The sequence below is a fragment of the Pseudomonas fluorescens genome (assembly GCF_902497855.1).
Classification (GTDB): Bacteria; Pseudomonadota; Gammaproteobacteria; order Pseudomonadales; family Pseudomonadaceae; genus Aquipseudomonas; species Aquipseudomonas fluorescens_BI.
Window position 1 is genome coordinate 191,473 of sequence record NZ_CABVHU010000009.1, and the last position, 24,839, is coordinate 216,311.

Sequence of the window (24,839 nt, forward strand, 5' to 3'; positions counted from 1 at the left end):
TCAAGCTTGGCCGAGGCGTATCAACGCATCGACCGCAGTGGTGCCTTGGGCACCGACCAACAATGGGTTCACATCGAGTTCGAGCAACTGCCCGGCGTTCTCACAGGCGTAGTCCGCCACAGCGCGGATCGCCGCCACCAGCGCCTCCAGATCCGCGGCTTCGCGACCGCGAAACCCTTGCAGCAAGGCAGCGCTGCGCAGACTCGACAACGCGTTGCGAATGGCCCCGTCAGTGGTGGGCAACAGCAGGCTGCGGCTGTCCTTGAGCAGCTCCACCAGAATCCCCCCGGCGCCGATGACCAGCGCCAGGCCGAAGCCGGTTTCGCGCTTTATCCCCACGATCAGCTCGGCCAAGGGCGGGGTTGCCATGCGCTCTAGCAACACCTGATCGAAGGCCACCCCCGGTGCGTAGTCGGCGATCCGTGTGCGCATCTGTTCCAGGGCGTCGCTCAAGGCCTGCGGATCGCGCAGGTTCAGTGCCACGGCACCGGCTTCGGTCTTGTGCGGCAGCTCGGCGCTGACCGCCTTGAGTACCAATGGATAACCCAGCGAATTCGCCGCGTGCAACGCCTCGCCCGGCGTGCTCAACACGCCTTGCGGTATCGGCAGGCCAAAGGCGCGCAAGGCCTGCTTGGATTGCCATTCATCCAGCAGTTGCCCCTCGCCTTCCAGCGCTGGCGGGCACAGCGGCACCAGCGCCGACTCACCGAGTGCAAGCAGCGCCAGGCGCTTGCGCTGATAACCGGCGATCCGCCCCCACGCCGCCAAGCCATCCTCGACGCCCTGCAATGCCGCAACACCGCGCGCATGCAGTCGCTCGCGAGCACTGGCCGGCAGCAGTTCGGGGAAGGCCGAGGTGACAAAGCCGGTCTTGCCGTGACGGCTCAACGCATCGCAATACAGCTCCAGCAGCAGGTCACATTCCTTGCGCTCGCCGGTGGCCTCCGAGGGGTAATCGAGCACCAGGATGGCGGCGTCGGCTGCGGTGCGCAGGGCGCTGTCGAGCATCTTGTCCAGCGCTTCGCGGTCACCCCAGATCGCCGTGGTGAAATCCAGCGGGTTGACCAGGTTAGCGTAGCTGGGCAGTACCTGATCGAGTTCGACCCGCTGGCTTTCGTCGAGCTTGGGCAGGCTCAAGTCATTGCGTTCGGCATAGTCGGCGATCAACCCGGCGTCGCCACCGGAACAGGCCAGGGCGATCAGGCTGTTGCCTGCCGGCAGATTGCCGCAGGCAGCGGCTTTCAGGGTTTCGACGAAACTCACCGGACCACTGACGCGAATCACCCCGAGGCGCTCGAACAGGCTGTCGTACAACACATCGGAACCGGCCAGCGAGCTGGTGTGGCTGAGGGCCAGTTCGGCGCCGATCTGCGACACCCCGGTTTTCAGCGCGATGATCGGAATACCTTTTTCCAGCGCCTTGTGTGCCGCACGAGCAAAGCCTGGAACATTTTTCAGGCCTTCCAGATGCAGGCCGATCGCGGTGACGCGCGGCTCGTCGAGCAGCACATCCATCAGCTCGGCGATGCCCAGTTGCGCCTGGTTGCCGACCGAAGCCATATAGGCCACTGGCAACGAGCGGTCACTCATGGACAGGTTGTAGGCAAAGTTGCCGCTCTGGGTCAGCACCGCAACGCCCTTCTCCACGGTCTTGCCGCCATGGGCGACCGGCCACAAGGCCGAGCTGTGCAGGTAATCGAGCAAGCCGTAGCAGTTGGGGCCGAGCAAGGCCATGTCGCCGGCCGCCTTGAGCAACTGGTCTTGCAGGGCCTGGCCTTGCGCGCCGGTCTCGGCGAAACCCGAGGCGTAGCAAATCGCCCCGCCCGCGTCCCTGGCCGCCAGTTCGGCGACACAGGTCAAGGTCAGTTCGCGGTTGGTGGCGATGAACACCGCGTCCGGGCCACAGGGCAGTGCTGCCACGCTACGCACACAGGGCACGCCTTCGAGGCTGTCGTGCTGCGGGTTGACCAGCCACATCTGGCCTTGATAACCGCCCTCGGCACAGCGCTTGAGCGCACGGGCCATGCTCCGGCCGCCAATGAATGCCAGGTGGCGCGGCGCGAGCAGGCGTTTGAGGTTGTCGCGAATCTGTTGGGACATGTCCGTTCTCCGACCTGATCAGCGCAGCAGCGGCCGCAGCAATTCGCGGGAAATAATGTGACGCTGGATCTCCGAGGTGCCTTCCCAGATGCGCTCGATCCGGGCGTTGCGCCAGATGCGCTCGACCGGACCTTCGTCCATCAAGCCCATGCCGCCGAAAATCTGCACCGCTTCGTCGGCCACGCGACCGAGCACTTCACTGGCGAACAACTTGGCCATCCCGGCTTCGCCGTCGGTCATGCTGCCCTGATCCATTTTCCAGGCGGTGTGCAGGGTCAAGAGTTCCGCCGCGCGGATTTGCGTGGCCATGTCGGCCAGCTTGAACGACACCCCTTGATAGGTGCCGATGGGTTGGCCGAACTGCTTGCGATCCGCCGCCCATTGCAGTGAAACGTCCAGCGCCCGCTGGGCCTGGCCGACGCAGTTGGCGGCGACCATCACCCGCCCGGCGGTCAGCCAGGCGTTGGCCACTTCCCAGCCCTTGCCGACTTCGCCGAGCACTTTGGCAGCCGGGACGCGGCAATCGTCGAAGAACATTTCGTAGGTGTGATAACCGCGGTTGCTGACGCACTTGGGCCCGCGGCGGATCGTCATGCCTGGCGTGCCCCGGTCGACCAGGAACGAGGTGACGGCGTTGCGCTGGCGACCGTTGTGTTCGTAGGTGTCGGTCACGGCGAAGACAATCGCGAAATCGGCGTGCCCGGCATGGCTGATGAAGTGCTTGCTGCCGTTCAACACAAAGTCGTCACCGTCGCGTACGGCACGGGTCTTGATCGCATTGGCATCGGAACCGGCGCCCGGTTCGGTGAGGGCGAAGCAGTCGATCTTTTCGCCCTGGATGCACGGCAGCAGATAGTCCTGAATCTGCTGGCCGGTGCAGGCCATGAGGATTTTCGAGGGGCGTGCGACGAACACATGCAGGGCCCACGACACCTTGGACAGTTCGCGTTCGATCAATGCCTGGGACAGGTAGTCGAGCCCGCCTCCGCCTACTTCTTCAGGCATGTTGAAGGCATAGAAACCTGCCGCCAGCGCCTTGCCGCGAATCTGTGCGGCGAGTTCCGGGGACACTTCATCGGCGCGATCCACCGCTTCTTCATGGGGCAGCAGTTCCTTGGCGACAAAACTGCGTACCGCGTCCACCAACATGTCTTGTTCTTGTGTCAGCTGGAAATTCATAACGCTACCTGTTCTTCGATAATCGTTTTATTCGAGGGCTGCGCTGGCGTATTTATTGGCCAACCTATTTACCTACAAAGGCAGGCGCACGTTTTTCCATCGCCGCGCGCAGGGCCTCGGCGCCATCTTGACTGCGACCACAGAGCAAACCGGCGGCGAGTTCCGCGCTCAGTTGTTCCGGCAGGCTGCGCTGGGCGCCTTCACGCATCAGTTGCTTGGTCTGGGCAAAGGCGAAGGTCGGGCCGCTGGCCAGGCGCGCGGCCAGTTCGCCCACCACGCCCGGCAGTTGCTCATCGGCGCAGACTTCGCTGACCAGGCCGGTCGCCAGGGCGCGATCGGCACTCCAGAGTTCATCGAGGAACAGCAGGCGCTTGGCCTGCTCGGTGCCGATCAGACGTGGCAGATGCCAGCTGGCACCGGCGTCCGGCGAGTAGGCCATGCTGGTGTAACCGGCCTTGAACCGGGCGGACTGCGCGGCAACCCGCAAGTCGCAGCACAGGGTCAAATCCATCCCGGCGCCGACGGCGGTGCCGTTGATCGCGGCAATGGTCGGCTTATCGAGGCTGTACAGGCGGCTCATCATGGCGTGGGCGGTTTCTGTCCAGCCGTAGCTTTCCAGCGCACCGCGGGCCTCGGCTTTGGCCCATTCGGCGAGGTCGGCACCGGCACAGAAACTGCGACCGGTCCCGGTCAGCACGATCACTCGCACCGCCGGATCGACGTTGTATTGGTCGAGCAAGGCGTGAAGGCTTTTGAGCGTCGGAATGTCCAGCGCGTTGCGTTGCGCGGCACGGTTGAGCGTGATCCAGGCAACACCCGCTTCGACCTGACTGAGCAGAGAAGATTGAGTAGTCATACGAGTCCTCGAATTGTTGTGTTTGGCATGAGGGGGGAGCGACATGGCGACCATACTAAACGAGTGTTCAGTAAGACGGCAATCCTGGGGCCAAGCAGCCTGTAACAGCCATAAAAACTATCTAACCTATTGTTTTTAAACGAAATAATTATAGATTTCGAATGTTTGCCGAAAGAGTTGTTACATCTTTGAACAACTGGCTACGGGGGCTATGTACGGGGGCTTGAGGTCGAAGAGATCCCGTGTAGGAGCTGGCTTGCCAGCGAAGGCGGTCTATCAGCCAATACATGTGTCGACTGACACGCCGCCTTCGCTGGCAAGCCAGCTCCTACAGGGGGGCGACCGGCTGCTCCTACAGTGTTTTGCCGGCTTAAACCGTTGGCAGCGTCTGCGCCATATCCGCCTGGCGCTTACGGTTCGTCAGGAAGTACGCGCCGTAGCAAATGGCGATAAAACCAAACCCCCAATACAGCGACGGACGCTGCGTCTCGTCCAGCGCCAGGAATACGAACAGCGAACAGCACAAGGCGATGCACAGCAGCGGCAGGAACGGGAACCAGGGTGCGCGGTATTTCAGATCGCTGAGCTGGCCGCCTTCCCTGATGAAGGCGCGACGGAATTTATACTGCGCCAGCGCGATCACGATCCAGGTCACGGTACCGGCCATGCCGCTGACGGCCATCAGCACCATGAACAGGGTGTCGGCGGCCACGAAGCTGGTCAGCAGCGACACCAGGGCAAAGCACAAGGTGATGCTCAGCGCCCGCAACGGCACGCCGCGGGAACTCAAGGGCGAGAGGCTTTTGGGTGCCATGCCGGTTTTCGACATGGCCCAGAGGATCCGCGTCGAGGCATACAGGCCGGAGTTGCCCACCGAGAGAATCGCGGTGAGGATCACGAAGTTCATCAAGTCGGCGGCGTACGGGATGCCGACCATGTCGAACACCTGCACGAACGGACTTTCCATCAAGCCGGCCTGCTGCCATGGGACGATAGCCGACAGCACCACGATGGCCAGCACATAGAAGATCAGCACCCGGAACACCACGTTGCGCACCGCCTTGGGGATGCTCTTCTCCGGCTGGTCGGTTTCGCCGGCCGCAACGCCCATGATTTCACAGCCCTGAAAGGCATAGACCACGGTCATCATCACCGCGAACACCGCCGACAGACCGTTGGGAAACAGCGAGTCGCCGATCAGGTTGGTCATCATCGGCGCCGGGGCGCCGCTGGTCAGCGGTATCGCGCCGAAAATCACCAGTACCCCCACGACGATAAAACCGAGGATCGCCGCCACCTTGATCCCGGAGAACCAGTATTCCGCTTCACCGAAGGCGCGAGTGGCCAAGGCGTTCAGACCGAACAGCACCACCACAAACAGCGCCGACCAATACCAGATAGGAATGTCCGGGAACCAGCGCACCATCAACATGCCCGCCGCGGTGAATTCCAGGCCGACCGTGGTCGCCCAGCTCATCCAGTACACCCAGCCGATCATGAAACCGGTGGCGGGCCCGATGTACTTCGTGGCATGGGTCTGGAACGAGCCGGACACCGGCATCTGCACCGACAGCTCGCCGAGGCAGACCATCACCAGGTACATCAGGAAGCCGGCCACCAGGTAAGCCAGGACCGCCCCCATCGGACCGCCCTGGTTGATGGTGACGCCCGAGCCCATGAACAGCCCGGTGCCAATCACCCCGCCCAGGGACAGCATGAAAATGTGCCGGCTTTTCAAGGCTCGGGTCAGTTGGATGCCTTTACGTTCGATAGATTCGCTCATGACCTCACCTCTCAAGACTGGGCGAGGTGCGCGGCGGATGACAGGAGGTCATTGCGCGGGGGAAGATCAGCTTTACGGCAGTTCATTATTATTATCTCCAATAAGCTTCGAAGACCGCGTCTGGCGCGGTTGAGCCGATTATTGGAAGGCCATGTAAGTTCGCGTTGAACCTGAAGATCAAAGTTGTAAAAAGTCGTAACGATTTTGTACGTCAGGCGTTCAACTCGTCCGCCAGCACCCCTTGCGAAGCCTGCAACACCCCCTGAAACTTCGGCACCAACGCGTGCACCGCCGCCGTGTCGTTGCTCAATGCCGCCTCTTCCAGGGCTCGCAAGACCTCGGCCAAGGCGCGAAAGCCCAGCGAGTCACTGCTCCCGGCCAACCGGTGGGCCAGATGCGCAACCTCGGTACAGTCACCGGCTTCAATGGCCTCCATAAGCGCCACGCGATGCTGGGCGATCGAGTCGCGCAGCACCCCCAGCAAGCCCTGCAGTTTCTGCTCGCCGAGCAAGCTGCGATGGGTGTGCAGCAACTGCCAGTCCATCAGTTGCCAGTCCATCGGATGAGTGTCCGGTGCCGGCTCGGGCATCGGCAGTTCACCGGCCAGTGCCTGGCGCAGGTTGTCGAGCTTCAGCGGCTTGGCGAGAATGCCCTGCATGCCGGCATCCAGGTAACCGCGAACCAGCGCCGGCTGCACGCTGGCGGTCAGGGCGAAGATCCGGCTGTGTTGATTGGGCCCCGGTGTGCTGCGGATCAGCCTGCACAGTTCGACGCCACTCATGCCCGGCAGATGCACATCGAGCAGAATCAACTCGAAGGCCTGCCGGCGACAGCGTTCCAGGGCCTGCTCGGCATCTTCCGCGAGGCTGACCCAATGCCCGTCGCGTTCCAGCAGGCCGCTGACCACCTCGCGGTTCAGCGCCACATCTTCGACCACCAGAATGCTCAGTGCCTGAACCGGTGAAGAGGTACGCGTGACAGGGGCCGCGGCCAGGGCCGGTTGCAGGGACAGCTCGAACCAGAAGCAACTGCCCTGCCCTTCCTGGCTGTCGACATCGATGCGCCCGCCGAGCAACTGCACCAGGTGTTTACTGATGGCCAATCCCAGCCCGGTACCGCCATAACGCAGGGCCACGTCTTCGCTGGCCTGGGTGAAGCGCTCGAAGATCTTTTCCTGCACCGACGCCGCGATGCCGATACCATTGTCGGTCACGCTGAACCGCAGGCGTTGCCCTGTGGACGGGTCGCCCGCCGCCAGTAACGCGACGTCGACGCTAATGTGTCCGGCCTCGGTGAACTTGATGGCGTTGGCCAACAGGTTGCTCAACACCTGACGTAAAAACTGCTCGGCGCCACGGCAACGATCGTCCACCTGCGGATCAACCCGACACTGCAGTTGCGTGCCATTGCTCAGCCCTCGCGGTTCCAGCAACGTCAGTACCTCATCGAGCAGTTGCCTGAGCGAGAAGTCGACCTGCTCCGGATGGCTTTCGCCCTCCTCCAGCCGGGCGAAATACAGCACTTCGTTGAGAATCGTCAGCAGACCTTCGCCGGCCTTGTACAGCGCTTCCAGGCGTTTGCCATCGCGCTCGTCGAGACTGGCGCCGCGCAGCAATTGGGCCATGCCGAGAATGCCATTGAGTGGCGTGCGCAGTTCATGGCTCATGGTGGCGAGGAAGCGCGACTTGGCGAGGTTGGCCGCTTCGGCCTCATCCTTGGCGCGCAGCAGACTGGCCGTGCGCCGCTCGACCATTTTCTGCAGTTCGTCGCGCTTGTCCTGCAGCGCCAGGCGGTCGATTTCGCGGCGGTGGATATCGCTGAGAATCGCCCGGCGCATGTCATCCAGGGCGTGAGCCACGGTATCGATTTCGTCGTCGCTGCCGGTGCTGCTTTTGTCCAGGCGCAAAGGTTCATGCCAGTCACCGTCGGCAATGCGCCGGGCAAAATCGGCCATGACCTGCAAATGCCGGGTCACCAGCCGGTAGAACAACCCCGACAGCGCCACCGCCAGGCCGCAGAGGAACACGCTCATCCATAACAGGCTGGTCAGGCCGGTGGCGTACAGCCGGCGATACACCGCGTCCAGGTCGATGCTGACTTCCAGCTCGCCCAGATGCCGCGACGGGCCGGACGGCGGCTGATAATTGAGCTGGAAACGCTCGATGCGCAAGGGGCCGGCCGGCGCGGCGCTGCCTTGCAGCAGGTCGAAATCCGGGCTGCGCAAATGCACCCGGGCCACATCGGAAAAATCCACCAGGCCGCGCAGTTGCACATTCAACTGCTCCTGGTTGAGATCCCAGAGACTGCGTTCCAGGCTGGCCAGGTAGCCGGCACGGATCAGCTCCATGCGCGAATCGATATCGCGCATTTCACGGCGGTACTCGAAATACAGCTGCACGGTGCTGGCGAGAATGGTGAAGCACAGGCTGAACAGCAGGATGAACAGCAGCAGGCGGCGCAACAGGCCGCCGGGACTGGCGCGGCTCATGGCGCGTCCGCCGGCAGTTTGATCATGTCGCGATAGGTGGCTTCACTTTCGTTCAACCAGCGCTCGATCTCGCCCGCGGCAACCATCCGCTGCAGCTCGGCGTCAATCGCCGGCATGCGCTCGGCCAGCGTGGAGCGGCGCGACACGGCGACCCGCAAATAGTCGACGCTCAATGAATGGGGCAACGCCTGGATGTCTGCGGCACCCGGCAGGTTTTCCACGAACAGCTGCCCGGTGCGCCGCTCATGGGTGATGAAGTCGATTCTGCCGCGGATCAGCTTGCCGAAGTTCTGTCGACTGTCCGACACCCATTCGATATTGCCGTGCCGGGCGACGAAGCGATCGAAGTCCAGGCCATAGCTTTCACCAAACAGCAGGCCGCCGCGGTAATTGCCGAGGTCTTCAAGCCGTTCGAACTTCACCGGGTGTTGGCGGTTGAAGAACACCGCGACTTCTTCACGCAACACCGGCACCGTCGAGAAACGCATGCTCTGTTCGCGCTGCGCCGTGCTGTAGGCCAGGACCACGTCGACCCGGCCTTCGGCGGCGTCCAGCAGGCAGCGCTTCCAGTTGCCCAGCACGACGATCTCCACCTCGTACCCCAGGTTGCCAAATAATGTCTTCACCACACTGGGCGCCAGGCCGCGCACCTGTTTGCCGTCGCTCCAGGAAATCGGCGGGTAGACCGGATAATCGCAGTAGCGAATCTTCTCTGCTCCCACCGATGTGCCCGTCAGTGCCAGAAGTAGCCAGAGCAGTCGCCACATAAGGTTCAGGCCGCCACGCTGGCGGTGAACAGATAACCGGCGCCATGGATGGTAATGATCAATTGCGGCTCGGCGGGGTCGTCATGCAACTTGCGCCGCAAGCGCCCGACCAGCACGTCGATGGAGCGGTCGTTGGGCACCCATTCACGGTTGCGGATCTGATCCATCAACTGATCGCGGCTCAAGGTATGCCCGCTGTTGCGCAGGAACACACTGAGCAACTGGAACTCACCATGGGTCAGCAGGGTTTCGCCACCGGCACCATCGATCAAGCGTCGGCGATCGGTGTCCAATCCCCAGGCCGCGAACTGTTTGAGCTGACGCAGCGCCGGCGCCGGCTGCTGCAGCTGGGCATGGCGAACCCGGCGCACCAGGTTCTTCGCCCGCGACACCAGTTCCCGTGGATTGAGGGGCTTGATCACGTAATCGTCAGCGCCGCATTCGAGGCCAACGATGCGGTCGATTTCGTCATTGCGCCCGGTAATCAGGATGATCCCGACTTCCGAGCGTACGCGCAGCTCGCGGGTCAGGGTCAGGCCATCCTTGCCCGGAAGGCGGATGTCCAGCATCACCAGGTCGACAGTGTTGGTCGCCAGAAAGGTTTCGGCCAGCTCCGCCGTCGCGGCGCAGTGCACGTCGTAGCCTTCTTGCGAAAGATAGGCGTGAAGGAGTTCGCGAATCAGCGGATCGTCGTCGACGATCAGTACCCGAGGAGTCATCGCTTGGTGTCCTGCATAAGCCCGAAGGGCATGTTTCTTATTAGAATGTGTCCCGTTTGAGCGGCAGAGAGTAGCTATTGCTGAACGATCGATCAACAGCCCTCTGTCTGCAAACGAAAACGCTGGCGACCGCCGGCCTGCAAACCGTCGACCCAGGCTTCGCAGATCTGCACGCCCTGGCTCGGGGAAAAGGTGCCGGGGTTGAGTCCCGACTCCAGCCACAAGCCATCGAGCAGCGCGCTCAGGCTGATGGCGGCAAGGTCGGCATCGAAAGCCTCCCAGCCCTCTTGCCGGGCCAGATCGTTGAGCACCTTGCGCAATTCGCTGCGGTATTCGCCATAGGAATGCTCATGGGCGAGGTTGATCGCTTCGGCGGTCTTTACCGCGCCCCAGAACGCCAACCAGGCATCCAGCAGTTGCGGGTCCAGCAGTTCGGCGGAGAACGACGCGCGAAAAAACGCTGACAAGCGCTCGCGGGCATTGGGGGCGGCTTGCTCCATCGCGTCGCGTAACAGGCTCATGACTCGCCCGGTGACCGCCCGATAGGCTTCGGCCACCAGCTCATCCTTGCCGGAGTAGTGATGGCTGATCAACCCGACCGACACCCCCGCTTCAGCCGAGATCTTGCGGATCGAAGCGCCCTGGAAGCCGTGGCGCTTGAGGCACACCAGCGTCGCCTCGACCAGGTTGGCCTTGCGCAACTCCGGCTCCATTCGGGAAAAGCGGGCTTCCTGGGTCATGGTGATCAATCTCCTTGGACAGTCGTTGGGCCGGTCTTTTGCAGCCACTGAGCTGAACAACTGTACAGCATCTCTGTAGGAGCGAGCTTGCTCGCGATGGACTCAAGAGCGGCGCGTTTGTTCAGAAAACACGCGTTATCGTTAACGTCCATCGCGAGCAAGCTCGCTCCTACAGGGGGCACACCTTTCACTTAACTGACTGGCATTGGAGCAAGCCCCCCGCCTCAGGGCATTGCACTCAATCCCGATAACCCGGCGCCACTCGATCCGCCAACCGCAACAACGCCGCCCATGCCAACTGCATGGCACCCGGATCATTCAGCTCGCCCTCCGCCAATGGCCGACCCGGCTCGTTGAACTGGCGCTCGGTGTGCTCGCAAACGGCCGCCGGTGGCAGCACCAGTTCGCCGCAGGCCTGTGCCGCCAATTGGATCTCGCAGGCTTTTTCCAGGTAGTACATGCGTAAAAAGGCCTGGCCGACGCTTGCACCGACGGTCAACAAACCATGGTTGCGCAGCATCAACACCGTCTTGTCACCCAAGTCATCAACCAGTCGCTGCTGTTCGCCCAGATCCAGCGCCACGCCCTCATAGTCGTGGTAAGCGACCCGTTCGTAGAACTCCATGGAGATCTGATTCACCGGCAATAACCCACACTTCAACGCCGCCACCGCGCAACCGGCCCTGGTGTGGGTATGCAACACGCACTGCGCATCTGCGCGGGCACGGTGGATGGCGCTGTGAATCACGAAGCCAGCCGGGTTGACCGGATACGGCGACGACTCCACCGCACGGCCATCGAGGTCGATCTTGACCAGGCTGGAGGCGGTGATTTCGTCGAACATCAGCCCATAGGGGTTGATCAGGAAGTGATGCTCAGGCCCCGGCAGACGCACCGAGATGTGGGTGAAAATCAGGTCGCTCATGCGAAAGTGCGCGATCAATCGATAACAGGCCGCCAGCTCCCGGCGCAGCCGTTGTTCTGTAAAAAGTGGGTCTGTAAAAAGTGGGTCTGTAGAAAGTTGGTCCGTCACCAGTTGCTCGCTGGAAACCTGCTCGGCAGCGCCAGCCGCCGGGTGTGCGATTTCATTCATTGTTTCTGCTCTCTGGGCTGATCGTCTGCGCGAAGAAAAGGACTCGACGTCCCAATCTGTTTATCCATCAGTAAAAAAACAAGTTGATTTTTTACTGAGGGTAAATTTCTATAGCGCAATAATAAAAACGCCGAACCCCCTGTTTTCCGGCTTCGGCTCGCCTGGAGTATCGCACCATGCCGACTTCCACCCCAGCGTTCGCGCACCTCTTCGAGCCGCTGCAGATCCGTGGCAAACGCCTCAAGAACCGCATCATGTCCAGCGGACACGACACGTCGATGCCGACCGACAACCTGGTCAACGAGCAACTGATCGCCTATCACCGGGCGCGTGCCGAAGGCGGCGTCGGGCTGATTGTGCTGCAGGTTGCCGGGGTGCATGACAGTGCGCGCTACACCTCCCATGTGCTGATGGCCACCGATGACGCTTGCATCGACGGTTATCGACAGCTGGCCGACACCTGTCATGCCCATGGCACGGTGGTGCTCTCGCAGATTTTCCACCCGGGGCGGGAAATCATGGAATCCAGCGATGGCCTGCTGGCTGTCGCCTACTCGCCTTCGGCGGTGCCCAACGAACGTTTCCGGGTCATGCCGCGCGCGCTGGATCAAGCCATGATCGACGAGATCGTCGCCGGTTATGGCGCCGCGGCCCGGCGTTTGTACCAGGCCGGCCTGGACGGCGTGGAAGTGGTCGCCAGCCATGGTTACCTGCCCGCGCAGTTCATCAACCCGCGGGTCAACCGGCGCACCGACGGCTACAACGGCGACCTGCAACAGCGCCTGCGGTTTTTACGCGAAGTCATTGCGGCGGTCCGCGCCAACACCGATGAGCAGTTCATCATCGGCTTGCGCATCAGTGCCGATGAGCGCGACCCCGAAGGCCTGACCGAAGACGAGTCGCTGGCGGCGGTCAAGTCATTGCAGCAGCAGCTGGATTACGTGCACATCGTCGCCGGCACTTCGGCATCGTTGGGCGGTGCGGTGCATATCGTGCCGCCGATGGCCATCGAAGCGGCTTACCTGGCCAAGGAAGCCGGGACGTTCAAGGCCAGTCTGTCGATTCCGCTGTTCGTCACCGGGCGCATCAATCAACCGCAAGAAGCCGAGCTGATCCTTGCCCGTGGTCAGGCCGATGTCTGCGGCATGACCCGCGCACTGATCTGCGACCCGCAAATGCCGAACAAGACCGATGCCGGGCGCAGCGAGGATGTACGAGCCTGTATCGCCTGCAATCAGGCGTGCATCGGGCACTTTCATAAGGGCTTGCCGATCTCCTGCATCCAGCATCCGGAAACCGGTCGGGAACTGATTTTCGGCAAGCTGCAAGCGACGACCAAACGCAAGCGCATCATGATCGCCGGCGGCGGCCCGGCCGGGATGAAGGCGGCCGCCGTCGCCGCCGCGCGCGGGCATGAGGTCACGCTCTACGAAGCCGGTTCACAGCTCGGCGGGCAAATCCTGCTGGCGCAACTGTTGCCGCGGCGCAGCGAATTCGGCGGCGCCAGCACCAACCTGCAGCGGGAAATGCAACTGGCTGGCGTACGCGTGGTGCGCAATACCCGCGTCGACCGGGCGCTGGTCGAACGCGAACGGCCGGACCTGGTGATTGTTGCAACCGGTGCCGAACCCTATTGGCCAACCTTCGAACGGGGTGGCGAACTGCACGTGGTGGATGCCTGGCAGGTCCTGCGCGACGAGGTCAAGCCTGGACGCTCGGTGCTGGTCGTCGACTGGCGGTGCGACTGGATCGGTCCCGGCATCGCCGAACGCCTGGTGCGTGCCGGCCATCAGGTGCAACTGGCGGTCAACGGCACCCATTGTGGAGAAAACCTGCCACTGTACGTGCGCGATCAATTGGCTGGCGAACTGCACAAATCGGGCATCCCCATTACACCTTACGCCCGCCTTTACGGCTGCGACGACAGCACGGTGTACATGCAACACACCGCCAGCGCCGAGCCGATCATCTTCGAAGACATCGACACGCTGGTGCTGTGCCAGGGCCACCAGCCGGTGGATACCCTCGGCGCGGAACTGCAAGGGCTGGTGGAGTTCCGGCGGATCGGCGACTGCCTGGCGCCGCGCACCGCCGAAGAAGCGATTTATGACGGCTTGAGGGTTGCATGGGACCTCTGAGGCTGCTCTATACTCCCGGCCTTTTCAGCCACCAGGCTCGAGGGTTTCAACCCGCTCGGGCACAGTCCGGTTCGGAGCACGCAATGAGCAACAGCAGCAACCTGCCGCCTGCCAGCGCGCCCGCCAGTCAGCCCGCTGGCGCAGGGCCGCACTTCCTCGGCACGCGGATTCGCGGCCTGCGCAAACGCCGGGGCATGACCCTGGCCGCGCTGGCAGACATGAGCGAGCTGACAGCGGGCTATATCAGCCAGCTGGAACGCAACCTGGCTTACCCGTCGATCCCGGCGCTGTTCAACATCGCCCGCAGCCTGGGCGTGACCATCCAGTGGTTCTTCGCCAGCGAAGCCAGCACGGCCCCCGAGGACAGTGGATATGTGGTCCGCAAGCACAGCCGGATGAGCGTGCATTACGAAGACGGCATCGTCGACCAATTGCTGACCCCGCAGCCCAACCGCCAGCTGGAGATCCTGCATTCGCGCTTTCCACCAGGCACTTACAGCCAGCAAAGCTATAGCCATGAAGGCGAAGAAGCCGGCTACCTGCTCAGCGGCAGTTTCGAGTTGTGGGTTGGCGAACGCCATTTCCAGCTCAATGAAGGCGACAGTTTCAGTTTTTCCAGCCAGGAACCCCATCGCTACGGCAACCCCGGCGAGGTCGACGCGGTGGTGATCTGGGTGATTACCCCACCGACGTTTTGAAGGGTAAAAACAACAAAACAAGCTGCCGGAACGCTGTGTTCCGGACAGTGAACTTCAGTCAAATCGGCGGGCCACAGTCCGCCAAATAATCCTCAACAGCGGCAGCAAACCCGGCGCGCAGCTCGGCCACTGAATCGGCGTGAAAGCTGATGATGTCACGCACACCCAACACTCGGCCGACGAAAATGTCGTCCCGTTCATCAAACTTGACTCGGGCCGCATAGCCCTTATAAGTCATGCTGTTCATAGCTCAACTCCTGTTCGTTGAAGATTTTCAAGCGAGGGCAGAAACCAGGCGTTCGATCATGTTCGCTCGCAAATTAAACATCCGCGCATGGCGCGTGTTTAAGCGTCCTACTGCTTACCTCCTGAAAGCTACAACACCTTGCGCCGTTGCCTACGGTTACGCCAGAATCCGCCGGCTTGTGCGCCTTGGGGCCGCTCGGTAACTTGATTCGTGTCACTGCTGATCAGTGACCGGGTTTAGCAGTCCATGTTAACCAAAAAAGGAGTTTCGCTCGTGAGCGAAGAACCATCCGAAAAACCCACTTACTTTGGTAAAGCGTTAGCAGGGGAGTTTGAGCCAGCTTACCCTGTCAAAGACGCGTTCAGCGATCTTGAAAACGTCCTCGGTGACATGATGTCCATCACTATTTCCACCAGCAATTTGGCCGTTTTTAATCTTGAGAACCTGGATCTCGACGATGATCGGCGCAGCGAAGTTCTGGATCTGATTGCAGAGCATAAAAAATCGATGCAGGCACTATCGATTCGACTGACCACTATCCTTGAGCGCGCAAAGGGAGCGGAAAATGGGAGCCATTGACGAATCCCTGCTGAGAAAATTAGAGCAATCGGGTCGAGGAAGCAGTCTGCCAAGCGGAAGTGACAATGGCAAAAGTGGAGGCCATACTGAGCGCATGAACGAAATCACTCGCGAAGAATTCAACGCAAAACTCGAGACCATCGAAGTCAAGATGGATGCTCGAGTCGAGTCTGTATCCGCGAAAATCGACGGTTTTCTATCTGCTCAAGCTGAACGTGACAAGCGATTGGATGCAGCGCTTTCGCAGATCGGCGCGAACCACTCCGAGACTCAAAGCAGCCTCGGCTCCATGAAGACCGCTATGGTTATTACAGCCGTATCGACAGTATTGGCCATCGTTTTCGGGATCGCTTCGTTTAACACCGCGCTGACCGCCAATATGATGGCTGCATTCCAGGTTGGGCTTAGCAAATCCGAACAGTCCCAACTACCCCCTCCTGCTCCAACAGTTCCGCCAGAAAATCCGACGAATCTGCCAGCACAAAAATGAATGGGAGTACGGATATGTACTGACCACGTCCCCCTATCGGCGCGCGCGATGTGAGCGAATCCTGGTTTTCGACAAAGGCTACCTGCGATACTCGTTTGGCAAAGACAGCAGGCACCTCTTTGTCAATGGACCAAAAAAGGGGGGCTGATCTATTTCGGGACTGGAGCGATTCAATCGCTTGTTGATTCCAGGTGAGTCAAATCTGAAATCGCCGCGACTACAGTCATCACCATTTCTGCGATCGCGATCTCTCCGCTCAATCTGAGGGTTGGTTTAGTCAAGTGCTTGAGCCACAGCTCATGTCTAGGTCTGCTACGGCCCGCTCGACTGCCCGCCTCATAGCTTTGCGCCCAAGTGAGAAATTTCTGGTGGTTCTCATACATATCGCCGCCAGGCAAAATGCGCTGGCCATACCGTCGTGATTCGCGTGACCTCAAGCGCTCCATACGGAGCGGTGTCGGAGTGTCAACGAATACCACTAGATCAGCGCCTTGAATCACCTCGGCCCCCCAGTCATCTAATGATCCGGACAATGCCCAAGGGAGATCGGCTAGCGCTCGTTTTAACAGAACAAGTCTTTCTTCAGGCGGACGTGATTTTTCAAAGGGCGGATCCGTCGGGTACCAATAGTAATCATCGACATCAACATGGGGTATATGAAGACTTTCTGCCAATGCTGCTCCTAACGTGCTCACGCCTGCCCCTGAAGCTCCGCTGATATAAATCCGTTGGCTCACCGCCAGGTCTCCTGTCTTGTGAAAATAAGGCGTGCCGTCATGTTCGCTCGCAAATTAAACATCCGCGCAACGCACGTGTTTAAGCGCCCTACTGCTTACCTCCTGAAAGCTACAACACCTTGCGCCGTTGCCTACGGTTACGCCAGAATCCGCCGGCTTGTGCGCCTTGGGGCCGCCCGGTAACTTGATTCGTGTCACTGCTCATCAGTGATCGGGTTTAGCAGCCCGCGTTAGCTCGGTTGTGCGTGCATCTGTCATGCAGGTAGTTCAACGCCTGTACTTGATGGTAGCTGTACGTAGGGCGCCCTCGGGCGCGCCGGATTTCTGAGTTTCCCGGTCTGCTAACCTGCGTGCAGCTGCCTCCCTCTTTGTTTAGCAGCATGAGGTTGGCAACCAATTAGGAAAACTCAGAACATGAAGAAGCCTTCACCAAACCCACCAGACACCGATCCAATCTCCCCGTACGAATCTGATTTAAACAGACTCAACGAGACCGCCGAACAGGCCCTCGACTTCCACTTCCCCTCAGTCGCCGACATCAAAGCCACCCCGCGCTCCCCCAGCACCCTGTTTACCGTCGACCCAGAGGCGACGACCGAAACCCTCATGGTTTATCTGGTTGAAACGCTGGCCTCGGTCGATGTGATGGTTCACCACCTGGTGGATCATCTGGACGGAGGGTCGCGTCACGCCTTGTTGGGCATTTCCAATAGCATCATGCTGGCAGAAATCACGGCGAACCGAGTGCTGGATCAGATCGATCCGCGCGAGTAGGTGGGGTTGGCTGAGGCAGAATGAGTAAGCCCTGCGGTCTGTGCTGCGGTCCCTTTTTTCGGGACCGCATTTCTGCCAAGCGCAAAAATAAATCCGTCACCTTTGCTTTTCGTCACCTTTGCTTTTCAAAAATAAATCCGTCACCTTTGCTTTTCGTCACCTTTGCTTTTCAGTTGTATGGCATCGATCTGAGTTTTGGCGATCAAGCGTTGCTGGTGGTTACCATGGTTCTGACGTCCAAGGGGGCTGCTGGAGTACCGGGCTTCATGTTCGTGATTTTGTCAGCCACTCTAGCCAGCGCTGGCCTCCCGCTTGAAGGCATTGCTTTCATTGCCGGCGTCTACCGGTTGATGGAGATGCCGACCACTGCCTTGAACGTACTCGGGAATGCCTTGGCTCCGTTGGTTATCGCCAAGTGGGAGGGCCGCGCTGCGCACTGCCTGAAGGCTACGCCCGCCTGAGCATAAGTACTGCTCCCTTAAGCACTGGCAACATGAGTGCTAAAGGGAGCCCTTTCAAACGAGACCACCGCAGCCAAGCTGGTTGCGCTTGCGCTTGCGCGCATCGCGCCATGCCTGGCGCCCCCGACAAAAAGCCCGCTCGTTGGTGGGCTTCATTGTGGCGAAGAAATCAGGTTGTAGGACGAATGCGCAGTATCACTCCCAGAGGCTGGCTTATCAGAATTGAGCCCTTGCTCAGCACAGTCCGCCAAATAATCCTCAACAGCGGCAGCAAACACGGCGTGCAGCTCGGCCACTGAATCGGCGTGGGTTCCGGACAGTGAACTTCAGACAAGTCCGCGGGCAGAAGCTTTCACCGGCATCACGCGTGCGTGGCGCGTTCGAACACTTCGTCAGCCCACTGGTTCAGGCTCTTGCCGGCGGATTGGGCGGCAATGGTGGCGGCAGCATGCACTTCGGGGCGAATGCGCAGCATCACTTTCCCAGAGGCTGGTTTCTCAGGGTTGAGCCCTTGCTCCGCACAGTCTGCCAAATAATCCTCAACAGCGGCAGCAAACTCGGCGCGCAGCTCAGCCACTGAGTCGGCGTGAAAGCTGATGATGTCACGCACACCCAACACTCGGCCGACGAAGATGTCGTCCCGCTCATCAAACTCGACTCGGGCCGTATAGCCCTTATAGGTCATGCTGTTCATAGCTCAACTCCTGCTCGCTGAAGAAACTCGCGAGCCTCTTCTACCTGATACTTCTTGGCTTCTTTACCTGGGTGCGGCCGATGGCAGCGCCATTGCGCGTCTCTCAGTACGAGCTTGACCCGCGAGCCTTCGCGTTCCAGCACCTGGCCGCCCAGATGAATGACCAAGGTCTCTATGTCAGAAAAAACCACCGCAGCGCTGGTTGGCGTGCGGTAGATAGCTTCCAGAGTTTTTCGGTGCCTATTCTTCATGCGCCTTATGCTATCAAAAAAAGATAGCACAAGCTAATCCATCCCAAACGGACCAATGGGGACTGATTTTTCGGGACTGGAGCGATTCAATCGCTTGTTGATTCCAGGTGAGTCAAATCTGAAATCGCCGCGACTACAGTCATCACCATTTCTGCGATCGCGATCTCTCCGCTCAATCTGAGGGTTGGTTTAGTCAAGTGCTTGAGCCACAGCTCATGTCTAGGTCTGCTACGGCCCGCTCGACTGCCCGCCTCATAGCTTTGCGCCCAAGTGAGAAATTTCTGGTGGTTCTCATACATATCGCCGCCAGGCAAAATGCGCTGGCCATACCGTCGTGATTCGCGTGACCTCAAGCGCTCCATACGGAGCGGTGTCGGAGTGTCAACGAATACCACCAGATCAGCGCATTGAATCACCTCGCCCCCCAGTCATCTAATGATCCGGACAATGCCCAAGGGAGATCGGCTAGCGCTCGTTTCAACAGAACAAGTCTTTCTTCAGGCGGACGTGATTTTTCAAAGGGCGGATCCGTCGGGTACCAATAGTAATCATCGACATCAACATGGGGTATGTGAAGCCTTTCTGCCAATGCTGCTCCTAACGTGCTCACGCCTGCCCCTGAAGCTCCGCTGATATGAATCCGTTGGCTCACCGCCTGGTCTCCTGTCTTGCGAAAATAAGGCGTGCCGTCATGTTCGCGCGCAAATTAAACATCCGCGCAACGCGCGCGTTTAAGCGCCCTACTGCTTACCTCCTGAAAGCTACAACACCTTGCGCCGTTGCCTACGGTTACGCCAGAATCCGCCGGCTTGTGCGCCTTGTGGCCGCTAGGTAACTTGATTCGCGTCACTGCCCATCAGTGATCGGGTTTAGTCGCCCGCGTTAACTCGGTTGTGCGTGCATCTGTCATGCAGGTCTTTTACTGCCTGTACTTGATGGTGGCTGTACGTAGGGCGCCTTCGGGCGCGCCGGATTTCTGAGTTTCCCGGTCGACTAACCTGCGTACAGCTGCCTCCCTTTTGTTTAGTCGCTAAAGGGTTGGCACTCAATCAGGAAACTCAGCATATGAAGAAACCTTCACCCAATCCGCCAGACATCGATTCGGCGTCTCTGCACGAATCCGATGCAAACACGTCCAACGAGTCTGCCGAGCAGGCTGCTTATTTTCACGTTCCGTCGATTGCCGACATCAAAGCCACGCCTCGTACACCCAGCACCCTGTTTACCGTCGACCCAGAGGCGACGACCGAAACCCTCATGGTTTATCTGGTTGAAACGCTGGCCTCGGTCGATGTGATGGTTCACCACCTGGTGGATCATCTGGACGGAGGGTCGCGTCACGCCTTGTTGGGCATTTCCAATAGCATCATGCTGGCAGAAATCACGGCGAACCGAGTGCTGGATCAGATCGATCCGCGCGAGTAGGTGGGGTTGGCTGAGGCAGAATGAGTAAGCCCTGCGGTCTGTGCTGCGGTCTCTTTTTTTTCGGGGCCGCATTCTGCCAAGCTGCACCAAGGCCGATTCGTCTGACCAGATACTCGGCACGGTTCGCAGTTGGAACTCATTCCCGAACATAATTCACCGACCCCAAACGGGTTTAAAAAAACAAGAAAAAAGCACCAATAAGGGTAATGCCGATCAGTTAAGGAAATTGTAGGAGCGAGCTTGCTCGCGATGGACGTTAACGATGACGCGTATCTTCTGGATAAACGCGTCGCCCGCATGTCCATCGCGAGCAAGCTCGCTCCTACAAGGGCTTAACTGACTGGCATTAACCAATAAGGGTGCTTTAAGAACAAAAAACAAACCAATCACGATTTTGGGTCGAATCTCAAATGGCAGGACCGGGGCATAAGGCAAATTCAACAGTGCCCAGTCCGATGGGAAACCGGGGTGGAAATGTCGCAGATACCACGACCACTCCCACCCCTGACCGGCAGCATTGTTGTCAGCGCGCACTCATACAGGCTGTCGCCGGCCTTGCAGCCGTTGTTTATCCACCTTGTGCTCATGGCCCTGACGCAAACGCAATGCCGCCATCGCCGCGAGCACCAGGATAATCGCCACGATTTTCATGCCGTTCATCGCATTGCCGGTACTTTGCTCGATCAACCCCATCACGGAGGGGCCGACGAAACCGCCCAGCAGGCCGCACGAGTTGACGAATCCCAACCCTCCGGCGAGCGCTGCGCCCTTGAGTCGCGAAGCGGGGTAGAGAAAGATGATCGACTGCACGACGAAGAACATCACCGCCGATATGCAGAAGCCCAGCAGACTGATCACCGGTCCCGCCAGCGAGGCGATTCCCAGGCCTGCGGCCATGGTCAGCAAACCCGCTACCAGCATTTGCCGGGCACGCGCCGGCGTGGTGGCGAATCGGGGCAGTGCGATAGCGCCCGCTGCCGCCGCCAGCCAAGGCAGAGAGGTCAGCAAGCCGATCTGCAAAGTACTCAGCTCGCCGTATTTGCCGATGATGCCGGGCAGGAAAAAGATCACCGTGTAGATCGTGATCTGGTGGCAGAAGTAGACCAGGATCGCCAACAGAATCTGCGGCGTCAGGCATTGCTTGAACGAGTGACCGCCAGGGCCTGCGCCCTCCTCCGCTTCAGCGGCCAACCGACGCTCGATCTGCTCGGCTTCGGCGGCGCTCAGCCAGGGCGCCTTGCTTGGACGGTCCGGCAATTTTTTCCAGACCACCATGGCGAAGAACACCGCAGGCAGGCCTTCGAGCATGAACATCCACTGCCAGCCACGCCAGCCCCACACACCGTCCAGTTGCATGAGCGCGGCCCCCAGCGGCCCACCGATGATGTTGGCAAAACACACACCCAACAGAAAATAACCGGTGGCCCGGGCCCGTTGTTCGCGGCCGAACCAGTACGTCAGGTACAGCATGACGCCAGGAAACAGACCCGCTTCGGCAATGCCCAGCAGCAGGCGCAACACGTAGAACGACGTTTCGCCCTGGACAAACGCCATCGCCGCCGAGATCAGACCCCAGGTGACCATGATCCGCGCAATCCAGAAGCGCGCGCCAACCTTGTGCATGATCAGGTTGCTGGGCACTTCCGACAGCGCATAGGTGAGAAAGAACAACCCGGCGCCCAGCCCATAGGCGGCAGCGGAAATGCCCAGATCGATATCCAGTTGATGCTTGGCCAACGCGATGTTGGTCCGGTCAAGAAAGCTCAGCACGTAGGCCGCAATCAGCAATGGCATCAGCTTGACGAACATCAACTTGTTCAGCGTCGCCGCGTCTCGGGGGGCATCAGGTATTTCGATGTTTCTTGTTATTGTCATCGCGCAAACCTCTTGCAGCTACAGCTGTAGAGAAGTCCCGGCAACGCTGGCCGCCGTGAGCAAAAAAAGCTGAGCTGACTGTTTTTATGAAGAGGACAGGTTTCGTTGTCAACACCAGGCGCCGACCACCCAGGCCGGCGCCATCATGACAACGCTATTAAAAATCGACCTGGTCCTTGCCCTTGAGATCGAGCATTTCCCGCGCCTCATCCGGGGTCGCCACGCGCCCGCCCAGGGCTTCGATCACCGTGCGAATGCGCTTGACCTGATCGGCATTGGACGCGGCCAGTTTGCCCGGCCCGTCCCACAATGAATCCTCGAGGCCGACGCGTACATGGCTGCCCATCGCCAGGCCCATGGTGCCCAGGGGAATCTGATTACGACCGGCGCCGAGAATCGACCATTGATAAGCGTCGCCGAACAGGCGGTCGGCCGTACGGCGCATGTGCGCCAGGTCCTCGGGATGCCCACCGATACCGCCGCGCAGACCGAACACCGACTGAATGAAAATCGGCGCCTTGAGCAACCCGCGCTGCAGGAAGTGCGCGGCGGTGTACAGATGGCCGATGTCGTAGCATTCGATTTCAAAGCGGGTGCGGTTCTCGGCACAGGCGTTGAGAATGTGGGCGATGTCGCGGAAGGTATTGCGGAAGATCCGGTCGTCACTCTCGGCCAGGTATGGCCGCTCCCAGTCGTGCTTGAACTCGGTGAAACGATCGAGCATTTCGTACAGCCCGAAGTTCATCGATCCCATGTTCAGCGACGCCAGTTCCGGCTTGAGTTGTGCCACAGGCTGCAGACGTTCTTCCACGCCCATGGTCGGCGCGCCGCCGGTGGTGATGTTGATCACCACATCGCTCTTGGCCTTGATTTGCGGCAGGAACTGACGGAACAGGTCGACATCCTGACTCGGCCGCCCATCGATCGGATCGCGGGCATGCAGGTGCACAATCGATGCGCCGGCCTCGGCGGCACCGATGGCGGCGTCGGCAATTTCCTGCGGCGTGATCGGCAAATGTGGCGACATCGAAGGCGTATGGATGGCACCAGTGACGGCGCAGGTGATGATGATCGGGCGATTTTTGGACATGAGTGTTCTCCGTTCTTGTTCTTGGCGAGAAAGTTGTTGGGGTCACTCGACGCGGATTATGTCCGGCCGTTGGTGTAACTGAAGTCGAGACGCTTAGAGGTACTCGACGTTGCCATCCACACTGATAGCCTGGCCGGTCACGTTGCGTGCGGCGGGGGAACACAGGAACAGCGCCATGGCGGCCACGTCCTCGGCGGTGACCATGCGTTTGAGCGAGATCTTCTTCAGGTACTCCTCACGCATCTCGGCTTCAGGCACGTTCATCTGCTCGGCACGGGCGCGAATCACCCCGTCCATGCGCGGGCCTTCGACGATGCCGGGCAGCAAGGCATTGACGCGGATGTCGCTTTCACCCAACTCGGACGCCAGGGATTTCATCAAGCCAATGATGGCCCACTTGGTCGCGGCGTACGGTGTGCGCCAGGCGTAACCCAAGCGACCGGCCACCGACGCGATGTGGATCAGATGCGCGTTGGGTGACGCCTTGAGCAGTGGCACCGCGTGATGGGCAAAGCGGTATTGCGCAGTAAGGTTGATGTCGATGGTGCGCTGCCATTCCTCGTCGGTGACCGCATCGATCCCGGCGGTCGGCCCGGCGATCCCGGCGTTATTGACCAGGACATCGAGACCACCGAACTGTTCGCGCTGAACCTTGAACACCGCTTCGATCTGCGCCGGGTCACCCACGTCGGCACGGGTGGCGACGCTGTCCGGGTAACGGTCGCGGAACGCTGCAATGGCGGCTTCGCTGACGTCACACACATGCACTTTTGCACCCGCCTCCATGTAAGCCGCTGCCAGTACTTCACCGATCCCGGCTGCGCCGCCAGAGATCAGCACCCGCAGGCCGGTATAGGGAATCAGTCGATTGAGAACGCTCATGCTTTCTTTACTCCAGAAACCGGCGACCGTGAACGGTCGCCCTTGACGATCAGGCGTGCCAGGGAGTCGGCCGCCTGCATGATGTCGTCGGTGACTGCCGCCCGGGCCGCGGCCCCATCGCGCGCGGCCAGGGCCTCGACGATGCGGTTGTGCGCTTCCATCGAGCGCTGCAGGTGCGCCCTGTCCGGTGCGACAAGCGCAAAACAGGGGCCCATGTGCAGCCAGAAATTCTCCACTGCCGCGATGGTCAGCTCGGCTTTGGCCACCGCATAGATGCGCCGGTGGAAGGCAAAGTTGGTCCACAAGTAGCGGGCCACATCGACACTGTCGGCGGCTTGCTGCATCTGGTCGCACAGGTGGCTGATGTCTTTAAGGTCGGCGTCGTTGAGCAGCAGAACGGCCTTCTCGGCCAGCAGGCCTTCAAGCGCAACCCGGGCGTCGCGGATTTCGCGCAGTCGTTCGGGGGTCATCATGCGCACACGCAGGCGGGAGGTCTCGGTGACTTCGAAGGCGTTCTCTGCGCTGAGTCGATTGAGCGCTTCGCGCACGGGCATCGGGCTGGAACCCAACGCCTCGGCGAGACCGCGGATGGTCAGCTTCTGGCCTGGCTGGAAGCGGCCGCTCATCAGCGCTTCGCGGATCTGACGGTAGACCTGATCCTGCAGGGTATCGCGGGAAACCTGGCGCATGGTGGGCAGGAGGGTTGGGCGATCTGTCATGAGTAATGGCTCACATTGGGCGTTCTTATGGGCCCAATATGTGATCACAAATAT

At 60.2% G+C, this 24,839-nt stretch carries 23 protein-coding genes and 1 pseudogene; 7 read left to right on the forward strand and 17 right to left on the reverse strand.

The genetic code is table 11. The features are described from left to right. The 9 genes from F8N96_RS19160 to F8N96_RS19200 all read right to left on the reverse strand — a co-directional run bounded on the left by F8N96_RS19160 (window position 1) and on the right by F8N96_RS19200 (window position 11,725). Window positions 1-2,100, reverse strand: a complete 2,100-nt coding sequence (locus F8N96_RS19160) for an acetate--CoA ligase family protein (protein ID WP_150799121.1) — start codon at window positions 2,098-2,100, stop codon at window positions 1-3. A gap of 18 nt (window positions 2,101-2,118) precedes the next feature. Continuing rightward, window positions 2,119-3,279, reverse strand: a complete 1,161-nt coding sequence (locus F8N96_RS19165; RefSeq protein ID WP_150799122.1) for an acyl-CoA dehydrogenase family protein — start codon at window positions 3,277-3,279, stop codon at window positions 2,119-2,121. Window positions 3,280-3,343: 64 nt separating this feature from the next. Further along, the gene (locus tag F8N96_RS19170; protein WP_150799123.1) at window positions 3,344-4,135 is read right to left on the reverse strand and encodes an enoyl-CoA hydratase/isomerase family protein; all 792 of its coding nucleotides are present in this window, start codon (window positions 4,133-4,135) and stop codon (window positions 3,344-3,346) included. Window positions 4,136-4,505: 370 nt separating this feature from the next. Further along, window positions 4,506-5,918, reverse strand: a complete 1,413-nt coding sequence (locus tag F8N96_RS19175; RefSeq protein ID WP_150799124.1) for an amino acid permease — start codon at window positions 5,916-5,918, stop codon at window positions 4,506-4,508. Between the two features lie 211 nt (window positions 5,919-6,129). After that, entirely contained in the window at window positions 6,130-8,406 is a 2,277-nt protein-coding gene (locus tag F8N96_RS19180) for an ATP-binding protein (protein WP_150799125.1), read from the reverse strand. Next, window positions 8,403-9,173 carry a substrate-binding periplasmic protein gene (locus F8N96_RS19185; protein WP_150799126.1) on the reverse strand — a complete coding sequence of 257 codons (771 nt, stop codon included), beginning with the start codon at window positions 9,171-9,173 and terminating at the stop codon, window positions 8,403-8,405. The genes F8N96_RS19180 and F8N96_RS19185 overlap by 4 nt, the downstream gene beginning before the upstream one ends. Window positions 9,174-9,178: 5 nt before the next feature. Next, window positions 9,179-9,892, reverse strand: coding sequence for a response regulator (locus F8N96_RS19190; protein WP_150799127.1), 714 nt, complete (start codon window positions 9,890-9,892; stop codon window positions 9,179-9,181). Window positions 9,893-9,984: 92 nt separating this feature from the next. Further along, window positions 9,985-10,632 carry a TetR family transcriptional regulator C-terminal domain-containing protein gene (locus tag F8N96_RS19195; RefSeq protein ID WP_150799128.1) on the reverse strand — a complete coding sequence of 216 codons (648 nt, stop codon included), beginning with the start codon at window positions 10,630-10,632 and terminating at the stop codon, window positions 9,985-9,987. A gap of 238 nt (window positions 10,633-10,870) precedes the next feature. After that, complete coding sequence (locus F8N96_RS19200; RefSeq protein ID WP_150799129.1) at window positions 10,871-11,725, reverse strand: class II aldolase/adducin family protein; 855 nt, start codon at window positions 11,723-11,725, stop codon at window positions 10,871-10,873. A 176-nt stretch (window positions 11,726-11,901) separates the two neighbouring features. Here F8N96_RS19200 and F8N96_RS19205 point away from each other — a divergent pair, with 176 nt between their 5' ends. Together F8N96_RS19205 and F8N96_RS19210 are read left to right on the forward strand one after the other, a co-directional pair. Next, window positions 11,902-13,863, forward strand: coding sequence for an FAD-dependent oxidoreductase (locus F8N96_RS19205; RefSeq protein WP_150799130.1), 1,962 nt, complete (start codon window positions 11,902-11,904; stop codon window positions 13,861-13,863). A gap of 101 nt (window positions 13,864-13,964) precedes the next feature. Beyond that, window positions 13,965-14,561 carry a cupin domain-containing protein gene (locus F8N96_RS19210; protein WP_191627468.1) on the forward strand — a complete coding sequence of 199 codons (597 nt, stop codon included), beginning with the start codon at window positions 13,965-13,967 and terminating at the stop codon, window positions 14,559-14,561. Between the two features lie 58 nt (window positions 14,562-14,619). Here the strand turns inward: F8N96_RS19210 and F8N96_RS19215 are convergent, their stop codons facing one another. Then, window positions 14,620-14,808, reverse strand: a complete 189-nt coding sequence (locus F8N96_RS19215; RefSeq protein WP_224789582.1) for a type II toxin-antitoxin system HicB family antitoxin — start codon at window positions 14,806-14,808, stop codon at window positions 14,620-14,622. A gap of 273 nt (window positions 14,809-15,081) precedes the next feature. Between F8N96_RS19215 and F8N96_RS19220 the strand changes: the two genes are divergently transcribed. Together F8N96_RS19220 and F8N96_RS19225 are read left to right on the forward strand one after the other, a co-directional pair. Next, window positions 15,082-15,387: a hypothetical protein gene (locus F8N96_RS19220; protein ID WP_150799131.1), complete on the forward strand. Its 306-nt coding sequence runs from the start codon at window positions 15,082-15,084 to the stop codon at window positions 15,385-15,387. Further along, complete coding sequence (locus F8N96_RS19225) at window positions 15,374-15,877, forward strand: hypothetical protein (protein ID WP_150799132.1); 504 nt, start codon at window positions 15,374-15,376, stop codon at window positions 15,875-15,877. The genes F8N96_RS19220 and F8N96_RS19225 overlap by 14 nt, the downstream gene beginning before the upstream one ends. 170 nt (window positions 15,878-16,047) lie before the next feature. On the opposite strand, the gene F8N96_RS19230 is transcribed toward F8N96_RS19225, so the two are convergent. Next, window positions 16,048-16,614, reverse strand: coding sequence for an adenylate kinase (locus tag F8N96_RS19230; protein WP_150799133.1), 567 nt, complete (start codon window positions 16,612-16,614; stop codon window positions 16,048-16,050). Window positions 16,615-17,028: 414 nt separating this feature from the next. On the opposite strand from F8N96_RS19230, the gene F8N96_RS19235 reads away from it, so the two are divergent. Together F8N96_RS19235 and F8N96_RS19240 are read left to right on the forward strand one after the other, a co-directional pair. Continuing rightward, on the forward strand, window positions 17,029-17,388 hold the full coding sequence (locus tag F8N96_RS19235; RefSeq protein WP_150799134.1) for a DUF6124 family protein: 360 nt from the start codon (window positions 17,029-17,031) through the stop codon (window positions 17,386-17,388). 161 nt (window positions 17,389-17,549) lie between these two features. Next, a pseudogene (locus F8N96_RS19240) lies at window positions 17,550-17,849 on the forward strand (cation:dicarboxylate symporter family transporter); the annotation flags it as partial. Between the two features lie 361 nt (window positions 17,850-18,210). On the opposite strand, the gene F8N96_RS19250 reads toward F8N96_RS19240, so the two are convergent. Together F8N96_RS19250 and F8N96_RS19255 are read right to left on the reverse strand one after the other, a co-directional pair. Continuing rightward, window positions 18,211-18,543: a type II toxin-antitoxin system HicB family antitoxin gene (locus tag F8N96_RS19250; RefSeq protein ID WP_150799135.1), complete on the reverse strand. Its 333-nt coding sequence runs from the start codon at window positions 18,541-18,543 to the stop codon at window positions 18,211-18,213. Beyond that, window positions 18,540-18,794 carry a type II toxin-antitoxin system HicA family toxin gene (locus tag F8N96_RS19255; protein WP_150799136.1) on the reverse strand — a complete coding sequence of 85 codons (255 nt, stop codon included), beginning with the start codon at window positions 18,792-18,794 and terminating at the stop codon, window positions 18,540-18,542. Before F8N96_RS19255 ends, F8N96_RS19250 begins: the two co-directional genes overlap by 4 nt. A gap of 1,065 nt (window positions 18,795-19,859) precedes the next feature. On the opposite strand from F8N96_RS19255, the gene F8N96_RS19265 reads away from it, so the two are divergent. Next, on the forward strand, window positions 19,860-20,219 hold the full coding sequence (locus F8N96_RS19265; RefSeq protein ID WP_150799137.1) for a DUF6124 family protein: 360 nt from the start codon (window positions 19,860-19,862) through the stop codon (window positions 20,217-20,219). Window positions 20,220-20,753: 534 nt separating this feature from the next. Here F8N96_RS19265 and F8N96_RS19270 read toward each other — a convergent pair. From F8N96_RS19270 to F8N96_RS19285, 4 genes are all read right to left on the reverse strand, one after another. Beyond that, the gene (locus tag F8N96_RS19270; protein WP_150799138.1) at window positions 20,754-22,094 is read right to left on the reverse strand and encodes an MFS transporter; all 1,341 of its coding nucleotides are present in this window, start codon (window positions 22,092-22,094) and stop codon (window positions 20,754-20,756) included. 157 nt (window positions 22,095-22,251) lie between these two features. Further along, entirely contained in the window at window positions 22,252-23,184 is a 933-nt protein-coding gene (locus F8N96_RS19275; protein ID WP_150799139.1) for a 3-keto-5-aminohexanoate cleavage protein, read from the reverse strand. Window positions 23,185-23,277: 93 nt separating this feature from the next. Continuing rightward, window positions 23,278-24,066 carry an SDR family oxidoreductase gene (locus F8N96_RS19280; protein WP_150799140.1) on the reverse strand — a complete coding sequence of 263 codons (789 nt, stop codon included), beginning with the start codon at window positions 24,064-24,066 and terminating at the stop codon, window positions 23,278-23,280. Beyond that, window positions 24,063-24,785, reverse strand: a complete 723-nt coding sequence (locus tag F8N96_RS19285) for a GntR family transcriptional regulator (RefSeq protein WP_150799141.1) — start codon at window positions 24,783-24,785, stop codon at window positions 24,063-24,065. The genes F8N96_RS19280 and F8N96_RS19285 overlap by 4 nt, the downstream gene beginning before the upstream one ends. Window positions 24,786-24,839 lie beyond the last annotated feature (54 nt).

Coding starts and splice junctions, on each gene's coding strand:
- F8N96_RS19160 (WP_150799121.1), bottom strand. CDS start 2,100: ATGTCCCAACAGATTCGCGACAACCTCAAACGCCTGCTCGCGCCGCGC.
- F8N96_RS19165 (WP_150799122.1), bottom strand. CDS start 3,279: ATGAATTTCCAGCTGACACAAGAACAAGACATGTTGGTGGACGCGGTA.
- F8N96_RS19170 (WP_150799123.1), bottom strand. CDS start 4,135: ATGACTACTCAATCTTCTCTGCTCAGTCAGGTCGAAGCGGGTGTTGCC.
- F8N96_RS19175 (WP_150799124.1), bottom strand. CDS start 5,918: ATGAGCGAATCTATCGAACGTAAAGGCATCCAACTGACCCGAGCCTTG.
- F8N96_RS19180 (WP_150799125.1), bottom strand. CDS start 8,406: ATGAGCCGCGCCAGTCCCGGCGGCCTGTTGCGCCGCCTGCTGCTGTTC.
- F8N96_RS19185 (WP_150799126.1), bottom strand. CDS start 9,173: ATGTGGCGACTGCTCTGGCTACTTCTGGCACTGACGGGCACATCGGTG.
- F8N96_RS19190 (WP_150799127.1), bottom strand. CDS start 9,892: ATGACTCCTCGGGTACTGATCGTCGACGACGATCCGCTGATTCGCGAA.
- F8N96_RS19195 (WP_150799128.1), bottom strand. CDS start 10,632: ATGACCCAGGAAGCCCGCTTTTCCCGAATGGAGCCGGAGTTGCGCAAG.
- F8N96_RS19200 (WP_150799129.1), bottom strand. CDS start 11,725: ATGAATGAAATCGCACACCCGGCGGCTGGCGCTGCCGAGCAGGTTTCC.
- F8N96_RS19205 (WP_150799130.1), top strand. CDS start 11,902: ATGCCGACTTCCACCCCAGCGTTCGCGCACCTCTTCGAGCCGCTGCAG.
- F8N96_RS19215 (WP_224789582.1), bottom strand. CDS start 14,808: ATGAACAGCATGACTTATAAGGGCTATGCGGCCCGAGTCAAGTTTGAT.
- F8N96_RS19225 (WP_150799132.1), top strand. CDS start 15,374: ATGGGAGCCATTGACGAATCCCTGCTGAGAAAATTAGAGCAATCGGGT.
- F8N96_RS19235 (WP_150799134.1), top strand. CDS start 17,029: ATGAAGAAGCCTTCACCAAACCCACCAGACACCGATCCAATCTCCCCG.
- F8N96_RS19250 (WP_150799135.1), bottom strand. CDS start 18,543: ATGAACAGCATGACCTATAAGGGCTATACGGCCCGAGTCGAGTTTGAT.
- F8N96_RS19255 (WP_150799136.1), bottom strand. CDS start 18,794: ATGAAGAATAGGCACCGAAAAACTCTGGAAGCTATCTACCGCACGCCA.
- F8N96_RS19265 (WP_150799137.1), top strand. CDS start 19,860: ATGAAGAAACCTTCACCCAATCCGCCAGACATCGATTCGGCGTCTCTG.
- F8N96_RS19270 (WP_150799138.1), bottom strand. CDS start 22,094: ATGACAATAACAAGAAACATCGAAATACCTGATGCCCCCCGAGACGCG.
- F8N96_RS19275 (WP_150799139.1), bottom strand. CDS start 23,184: ATGTCCAAAAATCGCCCGATCATCATCACCTGCGCCGTCACTGGTGCC.
- F8N96_RS19280 (WP_150799140.1), bottom strand. CDS start 24,066: ATGAGCGTTCTCAATCGACTGATTCCCTATACCGGCCTGCGGGTGCTG.
- F8N96_RS19285 (WP_150799141.1), bottom strand. CDS start 24,785: ATGACAGATCGCCCAACCCTCCTGCCCACCATGCGCCAGGTTTCCCGC.